At 55.9% G+C, this 17,436-nt stretch carries 15 protein-coding genes and 1 tRNA gene; 12 read left to right on the top strand and 4 right to left on the bottom strand.

The genetic code is table 11. The annotated features are described in order from the left end of the window. The first annotated feature begins 189 nt into the window (after positions 1–189). Both FrondiHNR_RS10445 and FrondiHNR_RS10440 read left to right on the top strand, forming a co-directional pair. On the top strand, positions 190–1,659 hold the full coding sequence (locus tag FrondiHNR_RS10445) for a hypothetical protein (protein WP_279352705.1): 1,470 nt from the start codon (positions 190–192) through the stop codon (positions 1,657–1,659). A gap of 1,016 nt (positions 1,660–2,675) precedes the next feature. Beyond that, positions 2,676–3,137, top strand: coding sequence for a VapA/VapB family virulence-associated protein (locus FrondiHNR_RS10440; protein WP_279352704.1), 462 nt, complete (start codon positions 2,676–2,678; stop codon positions 3,135–3,137). A 195-nt stretch (positions 3,138–3,332) separates the two neighbouring features. On the opposite strand, the gene FrondiHNR_RS10435 is transcribed toward FrondiHNR_RS10440, so the two are convergent. After that, positions 3,333–3,405: transfer RNA gene (locus FrondiHNR_RS10435), tRNA-Arg, on the bottom strand. A gap of 97 nt (positions 3,406–3,502) precedes the next feature. On the opposite strand from FrondiHNR_RS10435, the gene argS reads away from it, so the two are divergent. The 7 genes from argS to ilvA all read left to right on the top strand — a co-directional run bounded on the left by argS (position 3,503) and on the right by ilvA (position 11,933). After that, the gene (gene argS, locus FrondiHNR_RS10430; protein ID WP_279352703.1) at positions 3,503–5,167 is read left to right on the top strand and encodes an arginine--tRNA ligase; all 1,665 of its coding nucleotides are present in this window, start codon (positions 3,503–3,505) and stop codon (positions 5,165–5,167) included. 52 nt (positions 5,168–5,219) lie between these two features. Further along, on the top strand, positions 5,220–5,984 hold the full coding sequence (locus FrondiHNR_RS10425) for a DUF2993 domain-containing protein (protein WP_279352702.1): 765 nt from the start codon (positions 5,220–5,222) through the stop codon (positions 5,982–5,984). A 174-nt stretch (positions 5,985–6,158) separates the two neighbouring features. Continuing rightward, a complete protein-coding gene (locus FrondiHNR_RS10420) occupies positions 6,159–7,511 on the top strand; it encodes an inorganic phosphate transporter (protein ID WP_279352701.1) in 1,353 nt (450 codons plus the stop codon). After that, positions 7,508–7,810, top strand: a complete 303-nt coding sequence (locus tag FrondiHNR_RS10415) for a hypothetical protein (RefSeq protein ID WP_279352700.1) — start codon at positions 7,508–7,510, stop codon at positions 7,808–7,810. The genes FrondiHNR_RS10420 and FrondiHNR_RS10415 overlap by 4 nt, the downstream gene beginning before the upstream one ends. A 54-nt stretch (positions 7,811–7,864) precedes the next feature. Beyond that, positions 7,865–9,274 (top strand): aldehyde dehydrogenase family protein, encoded by a 1,410-nt coding sequence (locus FrondiHNR_RS10410; protein WP_279352699.1) that lies wholly within the window; start codon positions 7,865–7,867, stop codon positions 9,272–9,274. A gap of 242 nt (positions 9,275–9,516) precedes the next feature. Next, positions 9,517–10,701: an AI-2E family transporter gene (locus FrondiHNR_RS10405; RefSeq protein ID WP_279352698.1), complete on the top strand. Its 1,185-nt coding sequence runs from the start codon at positions 9,517–9,519 to the stop codon at positions 10,699–10,701. Continuing rightward, positions 10,698–11,933, top strand: a complete 1,236-nt coding sequence (ilvA, locus tag FrondiHNR_RS10400) for a threonine ammonia-lyase (RefSeq protein WP_279352697.1) — start codon at positions 10,698–10,700, stop codon at positions 11,931–11,933. The genes FrondiHNR_RS10405 and ilvA overlap by 4 nt, the downstream gene beginning before the upstream one ends. Before the next feature lie 153 nt (positions 11,934–12,086). Here the strand turns inward: ilvA and greA are convergent, their stop codons facing one another. Both greA and FrondiHNR_RS10390 read right to left on the bottom strand, forming a co-directional pair. After that, positions 12,087–12,578 carry a transcription elongation factor GreA gene (greA, locus tag FrondiHNR_RS10395; RefSeq protein ID WP_279352696.1) on the bottom strand — a complete coding sequence of 164 codons (492 nt, stop codon included), beginning with the start codon at positions 12,576–12,578 and terminating at the stop codon, positions 12,087–12,089. A gap of 166 nt (positions 12,579–12,744) precedes the next feature. Beyond that, positions 12,745–13,140 (bottom strand): DUF4307 domain-containing protein, encoded by a 396-nt coding sequence (locus FrondiHNR_RS10390; protein WP_279352695.1) that lies wholly within the window; start codon positions 13,138–13,140, stop codon positions 12,745–12,747. 199 nt (positions 13,141–13,339) lie between these two features. Between FrondiHNR_RS10390 and mca the strand changes: the two genes are divergently transcribed. The 3 genes from mca to recQ all read left to right on the top strand — a co-directional run bounded on the left by mca (position 13,340) and on the right by recQ (position 16,677). Further along, complete coding sequence (gene mca / locus FrondiHNR_RS10385; RefSeq protein WP_279352694.1) at positions 13,340–14,203, top strand: mycothiol conjugate amidase Mca; 864 nt, start codon at positions 13,340–13,342, stop codon at positions 14,201–14,203. Then, a complete protein-coding gene (locus tag FrondiHNR_RS10380; RefSeq protein ID WP_279352693.1) occupies positions 14,204–14,569 on the top strand; it encodes a hypothetical protein in 366 nt (121 codons plus the stop codon). A 236-nt stretch (positions 14,570–14,805) separates the two neighbouring features. Further along, entirely contained in the window at positions 14,806–16,677 is a 1,872-nt protein-coding gene (recQ, locus tag FrondiHNR_RS10375) for a DNA helicase RecQ (protein WP_279354537.1), read from the top strand. Here recQ and FrondiHNR_RS10370 read toward each other — a convergent pair. Next, entirely contained in the window at positions 16,674–17,357 is a 684-nt protein-coding gene (locus FrondiHNR_RS10370; protein ID WP_279354536.1) for a hemolysin III family protein, read from the bottom strand. The genes recQ and FrondiHNR_RS10370 overlap by 4 nt on opposite strands. Positions 17,358–17,436: the final 79 nt, after the last annotated feature.

The raw sequence follows: 17,436 nt of genomic DNA, 5'->3' as shown, positions 1-17,436 counted from the left end.
ACTTTGATTCGGCGATCATGCCAATAACACGTTCGCCCGGGCATATCCCGAGTTGAACGGTGACGGAAGGCTTGCTCAGACCGGCACAGTAGGAGCGAGCAAGAAAACACAACCCTCAGATATAATAGGGGCCTAATTAACACTAAAGTCGATATTAATTAATGCAATGTATTAGAAAGGCATGTATTGATGAAAGTTAAGAGATTATCCCGACGCGTGAGGGCAGGGCTGGGCATAGCCCTCGTGGCTGGACTTGCGCTCAGTTCTTCCCCCACCTGGGCTGCGATTACCCCGGACAGCGCCGTAAAGGGACCGGTATCCGGTGGTACCCCTCTTGTCGTCCAACTACCCGAAGACATTACTCAGGTTGCCGCTGGACTTTCTTTTTCTGCGGCGCTGGAAGCTAGCGGGAACATCTACTTCTGGGGCAAAATCAATGATCAGCTACCCGCGCCGAAGACTCCCACCCTGAAACAAGCTCCTTCCGGAGTAAGATTCACCGCAATTACAGCAGGACACCAACACGTTTTAGCATTAGCGAACAACGGAAGCGTATACGGCTGGGGAAAGAATAATGATGGTGAGCTGGGCAACGGAAAACCATACACTGAGGAATTTGTTGAGATCAAACATCCCACCGGAGGACAATTTACCGCGATTGGAGCAGGGCAATATTTTTCTGTCGCATTAGATTCCCAGGGAGATATCTATAGCTGGGGAAATAATTCGAGGGGCCAATTAGGTAACAACAGTACAGATACGAAGAATGCCGACTCGCCCGTCCGGGTGCACGCCCCGGGGATAAAGTTTACCTCGATCGGTGTACAGTCGAATCATGTTTTGGCGCTAGGAACCGTGGAGAACCCCACAACAAAAGCTCCCGAAAGAAAAACGTTCGCCTGGGGGAGCAATTACCGGGGTAACCTGGGCGATGGGACAAAAATAAGACGACATAGCCCGGTTGAGGTGAAGCTCCCCGAAGGGGTGACGCACTTCGTCTCCGTGTCGAGTGGAGCGGCGGGCGCACACTCTGTAGCGTTAGGCTCTGACGGGCACCACTACGCCTGGGGGGGCAATGTAGCTGGTAACCTGGGTGATGGGACGACCCAAGACCGCAATACCCCTACTCGGGTTGCTGCTCCACAAGGCTTGCACTTTGCTCCCATATCAACGGGGTGGGTTCACACCCTGGGAAAAAGCTTGGGTGCCTCTTCGGTGTATACGTGGGGAGGTAACTTCAGGGGTCAACTGGGTACTACTGGCAATGACATCGAAAGCCATCGTCCGGTGCAGTCGCTTACGCCCGATTCGGTCTCTTTTAGCTCGGTTGCAGCAGGGGGTGTGCACAACGTGGCATTGGGTTCTGACGGGTTGGTATATACCTGGGGAGGTAACCAGATGGGTCAATTGGGTTATGACCAGGGTGATTACTCATCGACACCAGGAGTTGTACCATTTTCGAAACTCGCTTTAAACTCGGTTATTTTTGGTGCAAGTGAAGCCGCTGCTGACCCTAAAAGTACTATGCAGATATCACGCGGAAAATGGTTGATTTTTACACCGGCGTTCTCTCGAGCAGGTACTGTACCCGTTGCAGTGACACGAATAGTTGATGGGAAAGTCAGTGTGAATGTAGATTCCTCCTTCACGTATGAATAGTCATAGGTAGTGAAGCGCCCTGGGACGGTCCTATAGCTGTCAAAGTATTTCGAGGTCGGCTGCCAAGTCGTGGAACACTTCGCGTGTGATGAAGCGTTTGAGGGGGCTTCATCACACCCCGCCAAAATCCGAAGCGTCTTCTTGATCTGGAGCAACCGTTCAAGAAGTGCCCCCTGCTGGATTCGAACGGGCGGCCTTCTGCTCCGGAGGTAGACGCTCCATTCCCTGAGCTAAGGGGGCCCAGAATGTGACGGTGAGTGTGGTGTGTGATGCGGGTATGGCATCGGCTACGAGCCTGATCGCGCTGGAAGAAGCTGGGTACGGGTTCATCGTCGGCTCCCGTATCGCGAAGACTACCTAAGATATTGCTGAGTATCAACAGCGTCTGCCCGGCAGCGGGCCGGGATCAAGGGGTGTGTCGCGAATCTATCGGTACTGACAGCACCGGCACTGACGATGATTGATGCGTGTCATCAGCTGTTCAATGCGGAGGCGTCTTTCCAGGTGGCGAAGACTGATCTTCGAGTGAGGCCGATCTTCCATCGGATGAGAGAGAAAATCGAGGGGAATGAGCATCGGGTACCGGCGGTGATACCCGATGAAGTAGCAATGATACTCAAGAAACTTAGACTCCCGGGTAGTTGTCACTAATCCGGTCAACTCATGTATTACGCACCCCCTGAAGCGAGGCGTTTATGGGTTCACATGAGGGTTGGAGCTAAAACGGGGCAGTTTATCTGTATCCAAAATAGTAACGATATGCCTTGCATTCTTTTTAATGAAAATTATTGGAAATCTTGCGTCTCTTCAATATACTAAATTATATTAATTTGGAATAGAAAATATATAGTTTGCTTATATATTTTCTATTGATTATTATTGCAATTTTACTAAGTAGATGCATATATAAAATATTAGAAAAATTTTAGTAAAACGCAGATTATTTTCTATAACCTGTTTATTTTATTCGCTTAAACACGCTGATATAAGTTACTGATATCAAAAATGGAGAAAGAATGAAAAAAACACTACGGTCCGCAATCGCTGGAATTGCGCTCATCTGCAGTATTGGTATGGCTTCGCCGGCGGTAGCTGCACCAGCAACATCAGTCTCTGCAACAGCTACAACGAACATCGGTGCACCGTACTCTTGTAGCGAGGAATCTGCGAGCGCTTCCGGTCAAATTCAGCTTATACTTTTTTATGCCCGAGCCAAAATAGAGGTGCAAGGTAGAACTTTTATTGGACATAGTGGTGGGTTCGGAGCAGGTGCTGGAGTTACCGTTGGCAAAGTAATAGCGCACTGCGGGTTTAATGCCCTGTTTGAAAAAACAGATTCTTTCCAAATAAATAATGTTGGTGGTGTCGTAAACGTTCTTTTTTTCGGACCGGGAACCCAGCTCTTGGGAACCTTTATTGGTGGCAATATAGGCCTCGGTGCCGGTGTCTTTGGTGGTAGTGGTAACTGGAATAACTAATTTCTTGGAGAGAAAAACCTGATAAAAGCGAGGTTTTTTCTGAGAGCTTGCCGCATCAAGACAACCGCAGGAAAGGCCTCGCTTGAGGATAAGCTCCAACTCTTTTAGTCAGGGTTGGGACATCATGTCAAGGTAAATATGAACCGGATTTTCGCTTCATTTCCCTTTTTGTGGGTCTTATGCGCCCATTTACCGTGCCCCCTGCTGGATTCGAACCAGCGGCCTTCTGCTCCGGAGGCAGACGCTCTATCCCCTGAGCTAAGGGGGCTCAGAACGTGAACTAGACTAGCATTTCTTGAGCAAAATGTCGCATTGGACACCCAATTTGTCATGAGAGGCGCACGGCGCAGGGCTAGAATTGACCCGTGACACCTGAACAACTATCGCAAGCCATCCTTGCCATTACCAACAATATCCTGGCGCAGCGCGGTGATCAGAGCACCACCGCAACCCTTGAGGATGCCGCGGTTGAGCGCCCCCGCAATAAAGAGCATGGCGATTGGGCCTCCAACGTTGCAATGAGGTTTGCCAAGCGCATTGGTGCAAACCCCCGGGAGTTCGCGACCGAAATCGCGGATGCCCTGCGTGAGGTTGACGGTGTTGCCAGCGTTGATATTGCGGGCCCCGGGTTTATTAATATCCGCCTCACGGCCGGTGCTGCGGGTCAGGTTATTCGGGAGATCGTTGAGCGGGGATACGAGTACGGGCGTAATAATTCGCTGAGCGGACGTCGCATCAATATGGAGTTTGTCTCCGCGAACCCCACAGGACCCCTTCACCTGGGGCACACCCGCTGGGCCGCGCTGGGGGACTCCCTGTCGCGTGTGCTGCGGGCCGCCGGGGCGGATCTCACTGCTGAGTACTACATTAACGATGCCGGTTCGCAGATGGATAAATTTGGTTACTCCGTGCTCGCGGCGGTGCGGGGTGAGCCCACACCCGAGGGTGGATATCCGGGGGAGTACATTGCCGAGCTTGCCCGTCAGATTCTCGCGGAGATCCCCGAGGTGGTTGATCTTCCCGAGGAAGAGGCTCTGGTCGCGGTGCGAGAGCGCGCCTACCAGCTACAAATGGCCGAGATCAAACGGTCACTCGAACACTTTCGGGTCTACTTCGATGTGTTTTTCTCGGAGAGGAGCCTGCACGAGACCGACCCCAGGGCGGGACGAAGCCCGATTGAGGCCTCCGTCGAGCGTCTGCGTGAACAGGGCCACGTCTATGAAGAAGACGGCGCGGTGTGGGTGCGCACCACGGATTTTACCGACGACAAAGACCGCGTGATTACACGGGGTAACGGTGTGTACACCTATTTTGCCGCGGACGCCGCCTACTATCTGAGCAAGAAGGATCGAGGTTTTACCGAGAAGATCTATCTGCTGGGCGCCGATCACCACGGTTATGTGAATCGATTAAAGGCGATTGCGGGGGCCGCGGGAGAAGATCCCGACACCAATATTAAGGTGATGATCGGGCAACTGGTGAACCTCAACGGGGCCAAGCTCTCGAAGCGCGCGGGAAACATCGTTGAGCTTGATGACCTGCTTGAGTGGCTGGGCGCGGATGCCCTACGCTACTGGTTGGCGCGGTATCCGGCGGATTCTCCGCTCTCACTCGAGGGTGAGAAGCTGCGCAGTCGCTCCAACGAAAATCCCGTGTTTTATGTGCAGTACGCGCATGCCCGCACATCCGCGGTGGCTCGTAATGCCGCCGCTGCCGGTGTTGATACCTCGGTGTTTGCTCCGGATTTGTTGACGCACGGCACCGAAACCGATCTGATCGGGGCCCTGCAGGAGTATCCGCGCGTGGTGGGACACTCCGCCGAATTGCGTGAACCTCACCGTATTGCCCGTTACCTGGAGGATCTGGCCGGGTATTACCACCGCTGGTACGACGCATGTCGAGTCACCCCGCTTGGCGACGAGAGCGTGTCCCCCCTGCATCAAACTCGCCTGTGGCTGAATAACTCGGTGGGTATCGTGATCCGCAACGGGCTCGACCTTTTGGGGGTTGAGGCACCGGAGCGCATGTAGGGTTTTATGGCGACCCGCTAGTGGGCTGGAACATTAAGATAAGGATTCTGATATGAACCGGGGTGTAAAGCGCTTACTCATCTCACTGGGAGTTGTGGCCGTGCTGGGAGGCATTTTGGCTGGCGCTCTTGCCGTCATTGACCCCTGGGTTCGTGATCGGGTTGAGGATGCGGTTGGTGACGCGATTGTGTCGCAGCTGGGGGGTGCCTCGGGCGGTCAGATTGAGGTCACAACCGGTGGCTTTATGATGATTCCTCAAGTTCTCAGTGGCAAACTCGACGATGTGACGGTGTCGCTAGAAGGCGCTACGGTTGGTGAGGGTCGGGGTGATGTGACTCTGACGCTCAAGGGGCTTCCGGCGGTACCCACCGCCCCCTTTGAGAGCGGCACAATGTCGGTCACTATGGATTCTTCGGCCATAGCAGATGTCATTGGCAAGATGGATACCGCCGCGATCGGGGAGGTCACTGTTGAGGACGGTCTTCTCCGGGTGAGCAGAACACAGAGCGTCCTCCGCTCCGAGATCCAGATTGACGTGTGGCTCTCGGTATCGGCTCAGGACAATAACCTGGTTTTGGCCCCGGTGCGCATCGCGGTTAACGGTTCGGAGATCTCGAGCGAAGACGCAGTGGCGCGATTTGGAGGAGTGGCCGCACTGGGTCTTGAGCCGCGATCGGTGTGTGTGGCGCAGTTCTTTCCACGGGGGCTCACCCTCACCTCGCTTGAGCAATCCGCAAACGAGTACACATTTAACTTTACGGTGGCTCCCAACTTTATCTCAGACTCCGCCCAGCGCGAGTTGGGAAGCTGTGGCTGATTCTCCCGTTCACAGTGCTTATGAACGTGAAGAGATACTTAAAAATTAGTGATCGGATGTCGCCTGTCGACTTGACCTGGGGACATGCCTAGTGCGAGCATCGTTAAGTGCGTAAACGGCACGCTTCATACTTTCACGCTCGCGAGAAAAATTCGTCTCAACAGAAAGATTTCGGTGGAACTCGCACTCATAGTGCTGCTGGTTATCGTACTGGCTCTCTTCTTTGATTTTACGAACGGTTTTCACGATACCGCCAATGCGATGGCGACACCCATCGCAACGGGGGCGCTGAAAGCAAAAACCGCTGTTCTCCTGGCGGCCGTCCTCAACCTGGTGGGAGCCTTTCTCTCCACGGAGGTCGCCAAGACGATTTCTCAGGGGATCATCCGAGAGGGTGAGGGCGGTGTTTTGATTTCTCCGGAGATGATCTTTGCCGGGTTGATAGGTGCCATTATCTGGAATATGGTGACCTGGCTCCTGGGTCTCCCATCCAGTTCCTCTCACGCTCTTTTTGGGGGTCTGATTGGCGCGGCGATTGTGGGGGCGGGTATCAACTCAATCGACGGTGGTGTGCTGCTCTCCAAGGTCATCCTGCCCGCGGTTGTCGCCCCCGTAACCGCCGGTATTATCGCTTTTACCGCAACAAAACTTGCCTACACCATTACGCGTCGGCACGATGGAAAGCCCGATGGTCGGGGTCGTTTCCGTTACGCGCAGATTGCGTCCTCCTCCCTGGTGGCGCTCGCGCACGGAACAAACGACGCACAAAAGACCATGGGTGTTATTACCCTCACCCTGGTGGCCGCGGGCGTGCAGGATGCCAATACCGGCCCTCAGTTCTGGGTCATCGTGTCGTGTGCTTTTGCCATTGCTCTGGGTACCTACTCGGGTGGGTGGCGCATTATCCGTACGCTCGGCGCGGGTCTCACCGAGGTGAAGCCCGCTCAGGGTTTTGCGGCGGAAACCAGCACTGCCGCAACTATTTTGGCCTCCACTAACCTGGGCTTTGCGCTGTCCACCACCCAGGTGGCTTCGGGGTCCGTGATCGGGTCGGGGCTCGGACGCAGGGGTTCAACGGTGCGCTGGCGCACGGTTGGCCGAATCGCTGTGGGATGGTTGATGACCCTGCCCGCGGCGGGTGCTGTGGGTGCGCTTGCCGCCTGGGTCGCTCATCTGGGGCCGGTTGGAATTATTGTTGATGCCCTTGCGGGCGTTGCGGTAATCGGGCTTATTTATGCCCTGTCGCGGCGCAATCGGGTGACCTCCAGCAACGCGGTGAGTGACGTGGCGGAGTCCGGTTACGCCGTGCGGATCCGCAAGCGTAAGATTCGCAGCGTTCCCACCGAGACGGGAACAATCCCTCCGCTCACCCCGGTGGCTCAATCGGCGGTGATGCACGATAAGGCCCTTGCCATTGCTGCCGCAGAGCTTCGTGCCGAAGAAAAGAAGGCAAAGGCCAAAGCTAAGGCGTCCGCTCAGCAGACATCAGTCGGATCCGACACGTCAAAAGAGGGTGATAACTCATGATCGACTGGGGAGCATTTCTTGTTGTTTTTGTCACCTCGCTTGTCTCTACGGCCGTTGTTGTGAGCCTCTATTCTCTGGGGCTTCGTTTTTCGGCGATGCCCGGGCCGCGTGTCCGCCGGGAGGACGGCACGCTAGAGCCTCTGGGTGATGCTCGTGACGCCGAAGACGATGGGGTGGAGGCGCAGGGTCGCCCCCGCTGGGCAACTTGGGGCGCCAATATTTGCTTCGCACTGTGTGTTTGTGCCGTTCTTTTTGGCATTTACCTAATCATTCCGGTGCTTCACGGCGGGCCGATTTAGACGGTTTATAAGCCGCGCTTTTTTTGCACCGGTGGGTGCGCGTAGTATGGCGCTATGACGAAGCAGCACAGTGTGAAGCGGGACACCTCCGAAATTATTGGTCTTCTGCGCGATTCCTTTGCGAACGGTGTCACCCGGTCGGTGGCGTGGCGAGATCAGCAATTGGCCGGGCTGGCAGAGATGCTCAGGGAGAACTCGGAGGCCTTCGAGAGTGCGCTCCAGAGCGATCTGGGCAAGAGCCCCGTTGAGGGTGTGCTGACCGAGATCGGCTTTCTGCTCAGTGAGATCCGCTATGCTCGCTCGCACCTTAAATCGTGGACTCGCGGCAAACACCTCACCGTCCCACTCGCACTTTTACCGGCTAGTGCGCGAGTTGTTCCCGAACCCTACGGAACGGTTCTGGTTATTGCCCCCTGGAACTACCCTTTGATGCTGGCCCTTTCGCCCCTCATCGGTGTGATTGCTGCCGGTAACACGGGTGTTATAAAACCGAGTGAGTTGGCTCCGCACACCTCTGCTGCGGTTGCCTCCCTGATTCCGCTGTATCTCGATCCCCGTGCCTTTGCGGTGGTGGAGGGTGGGGTGGAGGAGACCACCGAGCTTCTTGGGCAGAAGTGGGACTACATTTTCTACACGGGCAACGGCACCGTTGGCCGTATAGTGCAGGCGGCCGCGGCGAAGAATCTCACCCCCACAACGCTGGAACTCGGGGGGAAATCTCCCGTCTACGTTGACGACAGCGTGAACCTCCGGGCCGCGGCACAGCGTATTGTGTGGGGAAAACTTATGAACAGCGGACAAACCTGCGTTGCCCCCGACTATTTGCTGGCCACACCCTCCATCATCACAAAACTGATTCCCCTGCTGGCTGACGCTGTGCGAGACCTCTACGGTACGGCCGTTCAACAGAACCCCGATTACGGACGCATCATTAACGAGCGTCACACAAAGCGGCTGAGCGCGCTGCTCGAGGGCGGCACCGTGGTGTTTGGCGGGCGGGTTGATATTGACGACCTTTTTGTGGAACCCACAATAATAACCGATGTCGATTTAGACTCCGACCTGATGACTCAGGAGATATTCGGACCCATTCTTCCGCTGATTCCGGTGAGTAACCTCGACGAGGCTATTGCCTTTGTCAACGGTCGGGATAAGCCGCTTGCGCTCTACGTTTTCTCAAACGATCGGAGCATTCGTTCTCGCTGGATCGCAGAAACAAGCTCCGGTGCGATTGGGTTTGACGTGCCCGCAGCCCATCTCATGGCCCCGGGGCTTCCCTTCGGGGGTGTGGGCGAGAGCGGCACGGGAAACTATCACGGGGCGCGATCGTTCCTCACCTTCAGCCACGAGAAGGCGGTTCTGACCAAGCCGCTCAAGCCCGATACACTGCGATCCTCGGTGATGCCCCCCTTCACCGAGACAAAACAGACCATTATCCGAAAGCTGCTGAACAAGCTGTCTTAGGTGCGGCAACTCGTGAGACTGTAAAAACGTTACGGAAAGCTGTAGCTCATCGTATCCCCGGGCCATATCGCCTTGTTGCACGTGGCCGGAGCCCCTGGAATCTGCCATGAGATATTGGATTCGCCTGGGCGGTGTGACTTCTTCGAACATTACGCTAACGTTTGCTGGACCATATCCGTTTTCCCGCGGCATGGTGCCCGTGAATTGTTGGTGGGGTATGCGGTTACCCCTAGACTGTCTTAATGGAGAAAAACCAGTTACCCCCCGCGGTGGAAAGCCATAATGAGGTGCCCGAAGTGGTTCCGATGGGAATGAAAGTGGCGGCGGCTTGGGCCTGGAGATTGCTGGTGATTGCGGCCGCGCTGGCTCTCATTTTATGGGCAATTGTGCAATTGCGGATAATTGTTATTCCGGTGATTATCGCGATTCTTTTGGCTGCTCTCCTGCGGCCTTTTCAAATGCGGCTTATTTCGTGGCGATTTCCCAAGTGGGCCGCAGTTATTATTGCCTTTTTGAGTCTTCTGGTGGGGCTTGCCCTCCTAATTTTTTTGATCATTACCCAGTTCCGCAGCGGTTTTGATGAGCTCAGCTTGCGTAGTATTGAGGCTTACGGTCACTTTAACACGTGGTTGACAACCCTTCCCTTTAACCTGGATCATCGTCAGGCGGAAGACTTTATTAATACTCTTTTCAGTAGCGTGAGTGATGACAGGGGTATTTTAGTGAGCGGGGCGCTCTCCGTGACAACAACGGTTTCACACGTTGTTGCGGGCCTTTTGCTCGCCCTTTTCAGCACCCTTTTCTTTCTCATCGACGGAGGACAGATCTGGCGATGGTTTGTCGGTTTTATGCCCACGAGGGCCCGAGCTGCGGTTGACGGTGCCGGTCGCGCGGGGTGGGTATCCGTGGGGCAATACGTTCGAGTGCAGATATTTGTTGCGTTTGTTGATGCTATCGGTATCGGTCTTGGTGCGTTGATCCTTCAGGTCCCACTTGCCATTCCCATTGCCGTGTTGGTGTTTTTAGGATCTTTCATTCCGTTTTTGGGAGCGATTGCAACAGGAATTCTCGCTGCCTTTGTTGCCCTGGTATACAACGGCCCTGTGAATGCATTGATCATGCTTGGAATCGTTATCTTGGTCAATCAAATCGAGGGGCATGTCCTGCAACCCCTGGTGATGGGAACGGCAGTTCGGGTCCATCCTCTCGGGGTTGTTCTTGCGGTGAGTGGAGGTACCCTGCTTGCGGGGATACCCGGCGCGCTCTTTGCTGTTCCCCTGGTGGCCGCGCTCAACAGCATGGTCAAGTACCTCACGTCAAACACCTGGAAAGGTATGCCCGACCCGCTTATTGATAAGGGTCCTCCAACGGTTTCATCTCTGCCTCCCTCGCAACCTCATAAAACCCCTCAGAAAGCCGAAGAATGACTCACCCTCAACCCACCCTGGAGAACTTTCAGGCGGCACGTAGCGTGGTGTCTAAGATCGTTCAGCACACACCGCTCGAGACCTCGCGTTACCTGGCTGAGATTGTTGGGGTTCCGCAGGTGTATATGAAGTGTGAAAACCTGCAGCGAACGGGATCCTTCAAAATTCGGGGAGCCTACAATCGAATGGCTCAACTCAGTCAAGCCGAAAAAGATCGGGGCGTTGTTGCGGCCTCCGCGGGGAACCACGCTCAGGGTGTCGCGTTTGCCGCTCGAGAACTGGGCATAGGGGCTACCATATTTATGCCCTTGGGTGTTGCCCTGCCCAAATTGCAGGCAACAAAGAACTACGGTGCCGAGGTGGTTTTGGTGGGGCATACCGTGGGCGAATCTCTTCGCGCGGCTGCCGAGTTTGCTGAACAAGCTGGTGCTGTACTCATTCCCCCATTTGATCACTTTGATGTGGTTGTGGGTCAGGGAACTCTCGCGCTTGAGGTTCTTGAGGAGGCCCCAGATATCGAGACCCTTGTGGTACCCATTGGTGGCGGTGGCCTTGTCTCTGGCCTGGCACTCGCGGCTAAGCAATTTGCAGCGGCCCGGGGGAAAAAAATCCGCGTTGTGGGGGTGCAGGCGGCTAACTCTTCGGCGTTTGCCCCCTCGCTTGCGGCGGGACATCCCCTCGACATAGAGATCACGCCAACAATTGCCGATGGCATTGCTGTGAGCCGACCCGGTGAGCTTAACTTTCAGATTGTGCAAGACCACGTGGATGAAATCGTCTCGGTGAGTGACGACGACATAGCGCGCGGAATTCTGGTGCTCCTTGAACGGGCCAAGCTTGTTGTGGAACCCGCTGGAGCGGTTGGGGTTGCGGCCATGATTGCCGGTCTGATTCGTTCAAAAGGTCCCGTTGCAACGGTGCTCTCCGGCGGCAACATTGATCCGCTTTTAATGCAGCGTGTGATTAGCCACGGCCTAGCCGCTTCAGACCGTTATCTTAAGCTGCGTGTGATGCTGCCCGATCTGCCGGGGCAGCTTGCACGCACCGCTGAGCTGGTGGCCGAGGCCAATGCCAATGTTGTTGAGGTATTACACACCCGGCACGGGGGAGGGTTGCAGATCAGCGATGTGGAACTTGAGCTCCACATCGAAACCCGAGGGCCGGATCATCGAGACCAGGTAATCGCCAAGCTGCGCGAGGCGGGATACCGTATTAGGCTCGAGGGTTTTTAGCGACGCCAAGTCACTCCACGGGATTGCTGGGTTCGAGAGGCTCAACCATCACACAGGGGTTTGAGGGGTCGCGTAGTCCGGGGAATCGGAGCAGTGAATTTTCGAGGGCGTGGTGTCCCCCCCGCGAGTAAACCCGCACTCGTGTGAGAAGGCTTACTCCCCGGTGTAGGTTTCAACCTTGAGTATTGAGACGGGGATTTCTTTGCCATTGGGCGCGATGTAGCTGGTTGAATCTCCCACTCGAAGCCCCAAAATGGCCTCTCCCAAGGGGCTTTTCTCGCTATAAACGTTAAGGTCGCTGTCTCCGGCAATTTCGCGATTTCCCAGGAGGAAAACCTCTTCGTCGCCAAAAACTGTGGCGGTGATAACCGTGCCGATCACAACCTGCCCGGTGCTCTCGGGGGCCTCGCCCACGGTAGCTGTTTTGAGGAGATGGGTGAGATCGCGAATGCGAGCCTCCATCTTTCCCTGCTCGTCTTTTGCCGCGTGGTAGCCGCCGTTTTCTTTCAGGTCGCCCTCTTCACGAGCGGCCTCAATTTTATGAGCGATGTCAACGCGGGCAGGGCCGCTGAGGTGCTCCAGCTCATCTTTCAAACGGTTGTAAGCATCCTGAGTAAGCCAGGTCTCACGTACTTCGTTTGACATAGGAACTCCTTGCGCTAAAGAAACTGAGTTTCAGTTCTCGCTAAAAGTGACGCCCTAGCGACGTGGGTCGTTAGGGCGTGGAATAAGCATTAGCATACCAGGACAGCGTGCCGTATGTGGATTTATTACATGAATAGTGTGTTGTTCTAGAGGAAAGATACAGGAACTATCGCAATATCCAACACTGCTCCGCCAAGCCTGTTGTCGCCTCGCCCAGGGTGCGGAGACTCTCGGTGACCTGTCGGGTTCGCTCGGTACTCTCCGGGAGTTCCACCACTTTCCAGCCCAGAACGGAGTAGGAGGGGGAAAGCGCTTGCAAGGCACAGGCCACTCGCGTGTTAGGCGCTGTGTTCACCTCGAAGGTGATACTCACCGATTGTTTATCCTCAACGCTGTGCCCAACGTTACGAAACTCAAGGCTGCCGTTGTCCCCGTTGAGTCCCGCCCACACAACCCAGGAGACGAGTACCACCGCAAACACGGCCCCGAGGACTATAAAGAGTTTCTTGTCGAGGCGACGCGAACCGGACTTACCGTAGCGCTCCTCGAGGTAGTCATTCACAGGGGGTGCCTTGTCGGTCATCTCTCTTCTCTCAGTGTGCTACCGTAATGTCGTCTACATACAGCCTATGTGACGTACCATTGAGTATGTGTGCGGTTTAGCTGTGCACACCCAAACTTTAAGAACCCTCCCTTGCCCGCCCGGATCACTCCGGTGCTCGGGCGTGGACGGTCCCGATCCTGCAGAGAAAGAGGCGCCGGTGTCACTGCGACTAATGGCTGTACACGCTCACCCCGACGACGAGTCAAGCAAGGGGGCAGCCACGTATGCCCACTACCTGAGACAGGGCGCAGATGTCATGATTGTCTCCTGCACGGGCGGGGAGAGGGGCGATATTCTCAACGATAACCTCGAGCGTGACGCCCTGGCACGTCGAGACCTTCCAGGACTGCGGCGCTTAGAGATGGCCGCTGCCCAGGAGATCGTGGGGTTCCAACACCGCTGGCTGGGCTACGTCGATTCCGGCATGGCCAGTGAAGACGGTAGCGTACCTCCGGGGAGCTTTGCCGATATTCCGGTAGAGATTGAGGCCGAGCATCTGGTGCGCTTGATTCGTGAGTTTAAGCCGCACGTCATGATCACCTATGACGAGAACGGCGGTTACCCGCACCCGGACCACATTCGCACCCACGTTATCAGCACTCTCGCGTACAAGGCTGCAGCCGACCCCGAGGCCTACCCCGGTACGGGCGAGCCCTGGGCCGTGTCGAAGCTCTACTACGAGGCCATATTTAACTCGTCGCGTGTTAAGAGCGTCTACGAGCTCATGCAACAGCAACAGCCCGGCTCACCGCTGCTTGCCCAGTTTGCCGAGATGATGGAGTGGATGCGTGAGCGCCCCTATCGTGCCACCACTCAGATAGAAGTGGGCGAGCTATTTGAGCTGCGCGACAGGGCCCTGAAGGCGCACGCTAGTCAGGTTTCCCCCGATAGCTCGTTCTTCTTTTGGCCAATCGATCTTCAGCAGCGGGCCTGGCCCTACGAAGATTATCAATTGGCGGCATCGCGCGTTGCCACGGCAACTCCCGAGGTTGACCTCTTTCAGGGAATCGAGGCGGATTAGATGAGTGCTAGCGTATCTTTGCTTCCTTACGCTATAAGTGTTGTTGCCGAGATTCCGGCCACGCAGGATCCCGGGTTTGATAGTGACAACGTTACTCCCGGGGTTGTGGGCTTTGTCGCAACCGCATTTATTGCGGTGATGGCAATTCTGCTTGCGATCGACATGGCTCGACGAGTCCGTCGGGTTCGCTACCGGGCCGAGATCGATGCGATGCTTGACGCGGAAAGTTCCGCCGATCCCGGTGCGCCATCTGCCAGAAAAGCCGCCACGGGTGGGGGTTCTGCGCAAGAAAATGCGGTGGGTTCCAGCGATAACACGGGAACTTCCGATACCGCAAACGGGCGGAATCCCCGAGACGAAGCGTAATTTTTGTGGGTGGGTCGCGCGGTGAATGGCCAGGCGGAGCGGGTGACGATTTTCCCATCGAAGCCCTCCTCGCAGAGGGGCCAGATTTAGCTCTGTATCCGGAGTTTGCCGAGCCTCCGTCCGAGATTTACCCGCTTCAGGAGGTGAGTGACGGTACCGAGTCTTGGGCTACGGGCGATGACACCAGAAGCCGGGGTGCGGATGAGAACATCGTGTCTCAGCCCAATACCCAGAATATTACGGAGCTTCCGACCGAAAAACGTCGGGAACGGGCGTTGAACATTTTGAATCGGGTATTTGGTTACCCTGATTTTCGTGGAGAACAGGCCGAAATCATTGATCGAGTCGTCTCTGGCGGCGACGCGGTGGTTCTCATGCCCACGGGTGGTGGAAAGTCACTGTGTTTTCAGATCCCGGCTCTCCTACGTGATGGTGTGGGTGTGGTTATCTCGCCGCTGATTGCGCTGATGCACGATCAGGTAGACGCTTTGCAGGCCGTGGGTATACGGGCGGGTTTCCTCAACTCCACCCAGAGCCCACCCGAGCGTCGTGTCGTGGAGAGAGATTTTCTTCGGGGTGAATTAGACCTGCTCTATATCGCGCCCGAGCGGCTCAACTCGGGAAATACTCTCGAGACGCTCCAGCGGGCGAAAATCTCGCTCTTTGCCATAGACGAGGCGCACTGTGTGTCGCAGTGGGGACACGACTTTCGCCCGGACTATCTGACTCTCAATTCTTTAGTCGATGAGTGGCCAGGGGTGCCACGAATAGCTCTTACCGCAACCGCAACCGAGGCCACCCGATCTGAGATCATTGAGCGATTATCTCTGGAAAAAGCCGAGGTTTTTGTCTCGAGTTTTGATCGGCCTAATATTACCTACCGCATTGTGAATAAATCTTCCGTGCGCACCCAATTGGTCTCCTTTATCACAAAAGAGCACCCGGGCGAGGCGGGAATTGTTTACGGGCTGAGCCGAAACACGGTGGAGAAAACAGCGGAATACCTGAGGGGCGCCGGTGTTAATGCGCTTGCCTACCACGCGGGCATGGATCCTCGCGAGCGCTCGCGCGTGCAATCACAATTTCTTCGAGAGGAGGGAATCGTGATTGTGGCAACGATTGCATTTGGCATGGGTATCGACAAACCCGATGTCCGTTTTGTGGCGCACATAGACCTTCCCAAGTCGGTTGAGGGCTACTACCAGGAGACCGGACGTGCGGGTCGTGACGGACTGCCCTCGGAGGCCTGGCTCGCGTACGGTCTGCAGGATGTTGTGCAACAGAGGCGTATGATTGAGCAGTCCACGGGGGACTTCGCCCACAAGCGGGCGCAGACCCTGCATCTGGATGCCATGCTTGCGCTCTGCGAAACAACGGAGTGCCGTCGCAGGGGACTCCTGGCGTATTTTGGCGAGAGGCAAGACAAGCCGTGCGGTAACTGCGACACCTGTACAAGCCCGCCAGAGGTGTGGGACGGAACCGTCCCCGCCCAGAAACTGTTATCCACCGTGCACCGTTTGAAGAACGAGCGTAATCAGAGGTTTGGTGCGGGCCAAATTATCGATATTCTGCGTGGGAAAGAAAACGCGCGAAGCGCCCAGTCTCGGCATCAAGAGCTCAGCACCTGGGGCATCGGCGCGGATCTCAGCGATCAACAGTGGCGCAGCATTGTACGTCAATTGCTGGCCCGTCAGCTTCTCGCTGCACACGGTGACTACGGCGTGCTTATTCTTACAGAGGGAAGCGTTGAGGTGCTGTCCGGGCGTTTATCCGTGCCGCTTCGCCACGACCCGCTGCGGGTTACTCGACCGGAGCGCCGTGCGCCCACCCAGGCACCTGTGGTTGCAGATCTCAATGAGGAGCAGCGGGTGATGTTTGAGTCGCTTCGAGCGTGGCGAGCCGCGGAGGCTCGAGCACAGGGCTTACCCGCGTATATCGTTTTTAACGACGCGACTCTTCGCGCCTGTGCTACGGAGGCCCCGCAGACGCTTACCGAGCTTCGTGGTATCAGCGGGGTGGGAGACCAAAAGCTGGCGCGCTATGGGGAGGCGGTGCTGAGTGTATTGGCGGGGCGGAACCCCGAGATATCGTCGTCGCTAGAAGACTAGATCGAGTTATACACCGGGTTGAGTGCGATAAGGAGGGTTGCGGTCCAGTGGCAGAGGAACGCCAATACTGTCAGCGTGTGAAAGATCTCGTGAAACCCAAAGTGACCGGGCCAGGGATTGGGCTTTTTGAGCCCGTAAAATACAGCCCCAGCCGTGTAGCAGAGACCGCCCACAATCACCAGGATCATCATGGCGGGACTTGCCCGGTAGAGGTCGGGCATATACATAACGGCAACCCATCCGAGAAGGATGTAGATGGCCACGTAGAGCCAGCGGGGTGCACCCACCCAGAAAACGCGGAAGCCGATTCCCAGAGTGGCTCCTGACCACACGAGAATAAGCAGCACAATTCCCTTATCGGGGGGCAGCGCTAAAAGAGCGAGAGGTGTGTAGGTTCCCGCGATGAGCAAAAAAATGTTGGCGTGATCAATCCGCTTAAACAGCATCTTTACGGTGGGGCGCCAGTTAAACCGGTGATACAGGGCAGAATTACCAAAGAGCAGCATGCTTGTCAGAGTGAAGATAGCGGTGGCCCAGCGGGCTGTCGTTCCGTGTGCCAGCACAATGAGCACGGTGCCCGCGGCGACCGTCACGGGAAACATGCCCGCGTGAATCCAGCCGCGCCACGAGGGCTTTATATCTGAGGGGGGTTGTGAGCGGCTTTTTTTGGAGGCGGCCAGAAACGGAATGTTGGGGAGGGAAACGCCCGGATCATCCTCGTTTGGTTCCTGTGTTGTTTTGGTATTGTGGGGCAACGAA

The organism is Lysinibacter sp. HNR, assembly GCF_029760935.1.
Taxonomy (GTDB): Bacteria; Actinomycetota; Actinomycetes; order Actinomycetales; family Microbacteriaceae; genus HNR.
Note: the sequence above shows the minus strand (reverse complement) of the source record. Positions and strands in the feature narration are given on the sequence as shown.

What these genes read in the sequence shown, in the direction of transcription:
- FrondiHNR_RS10425 (WP_279352702.1), top strand. Translation starts at nt 5,220, where the DNA reads ATGAACCGGGGTGTAAAGCGCTTACTCATCTCACTGGGAGTTGTGGCC.
- ilvA (WP_279352697.1), top strand. Translation starts at nt 10,698, where the DNA reads ATGACTCACCCTCAACCCACCCTGGAGAACTTTCAGGCGGCACGTAGC.
- FrondiHNR_RS10380 (WP_279352693.1), top strand. Translation starts at nt 14,204, where the DNA reads ATGAGTGCTAGCGTATCTTTGCTTCCTTACGCTATAAGTGTTGTTGCC.
- FrondiHNR_RS10445 (WP_279352705.1), top strand. Translation starts at nt 190, where the DNA reads ATGAAAGTTAAGAGATTATCCCGACGCGTGAGGGCAGGGCTGGGCATA.
- FrondiHNR_RS10440 (WP_279352704.1), top strand. Translation starts at nt 2,676, where the DNA reads ATGAAAAAAACACTACGGTCCGCAATCGCTGGAATTGCGCTCATCTGC.
- FrondiHNR_RS10415 (WP_279352700.1), top strand. Translation starts at nt 7,508, where the DNA reads ATGATCGACTGGGGAGCATTTCTTGTTGTTTTTGTCACCTCGCTTGTC.
- FrondiHNR_RS10410 (WP_279352699.1), top strand. Translation starts at nt 7,865, where the DNA reads ATGACGAAGCAGCACAGTGTGAAGCGGGACACCTCCGAAATTATTGGT.
- greA (WP_279352696.1), bottom strand. Translation starts at nt 12,578, where the DNA reads ATGTCAAACGAAGTACGTGAGACCTGGCTTACTCAGGATGCTTACAAC.
- FrondiHNR_RS10405 (WP_279352698.1), top strand. Translation starts at nt 9,517, where the DNA reads ATGGAGAAAAACCAGTTACCCCCCGCGGTGGAAAGCCATAATGAGGTG.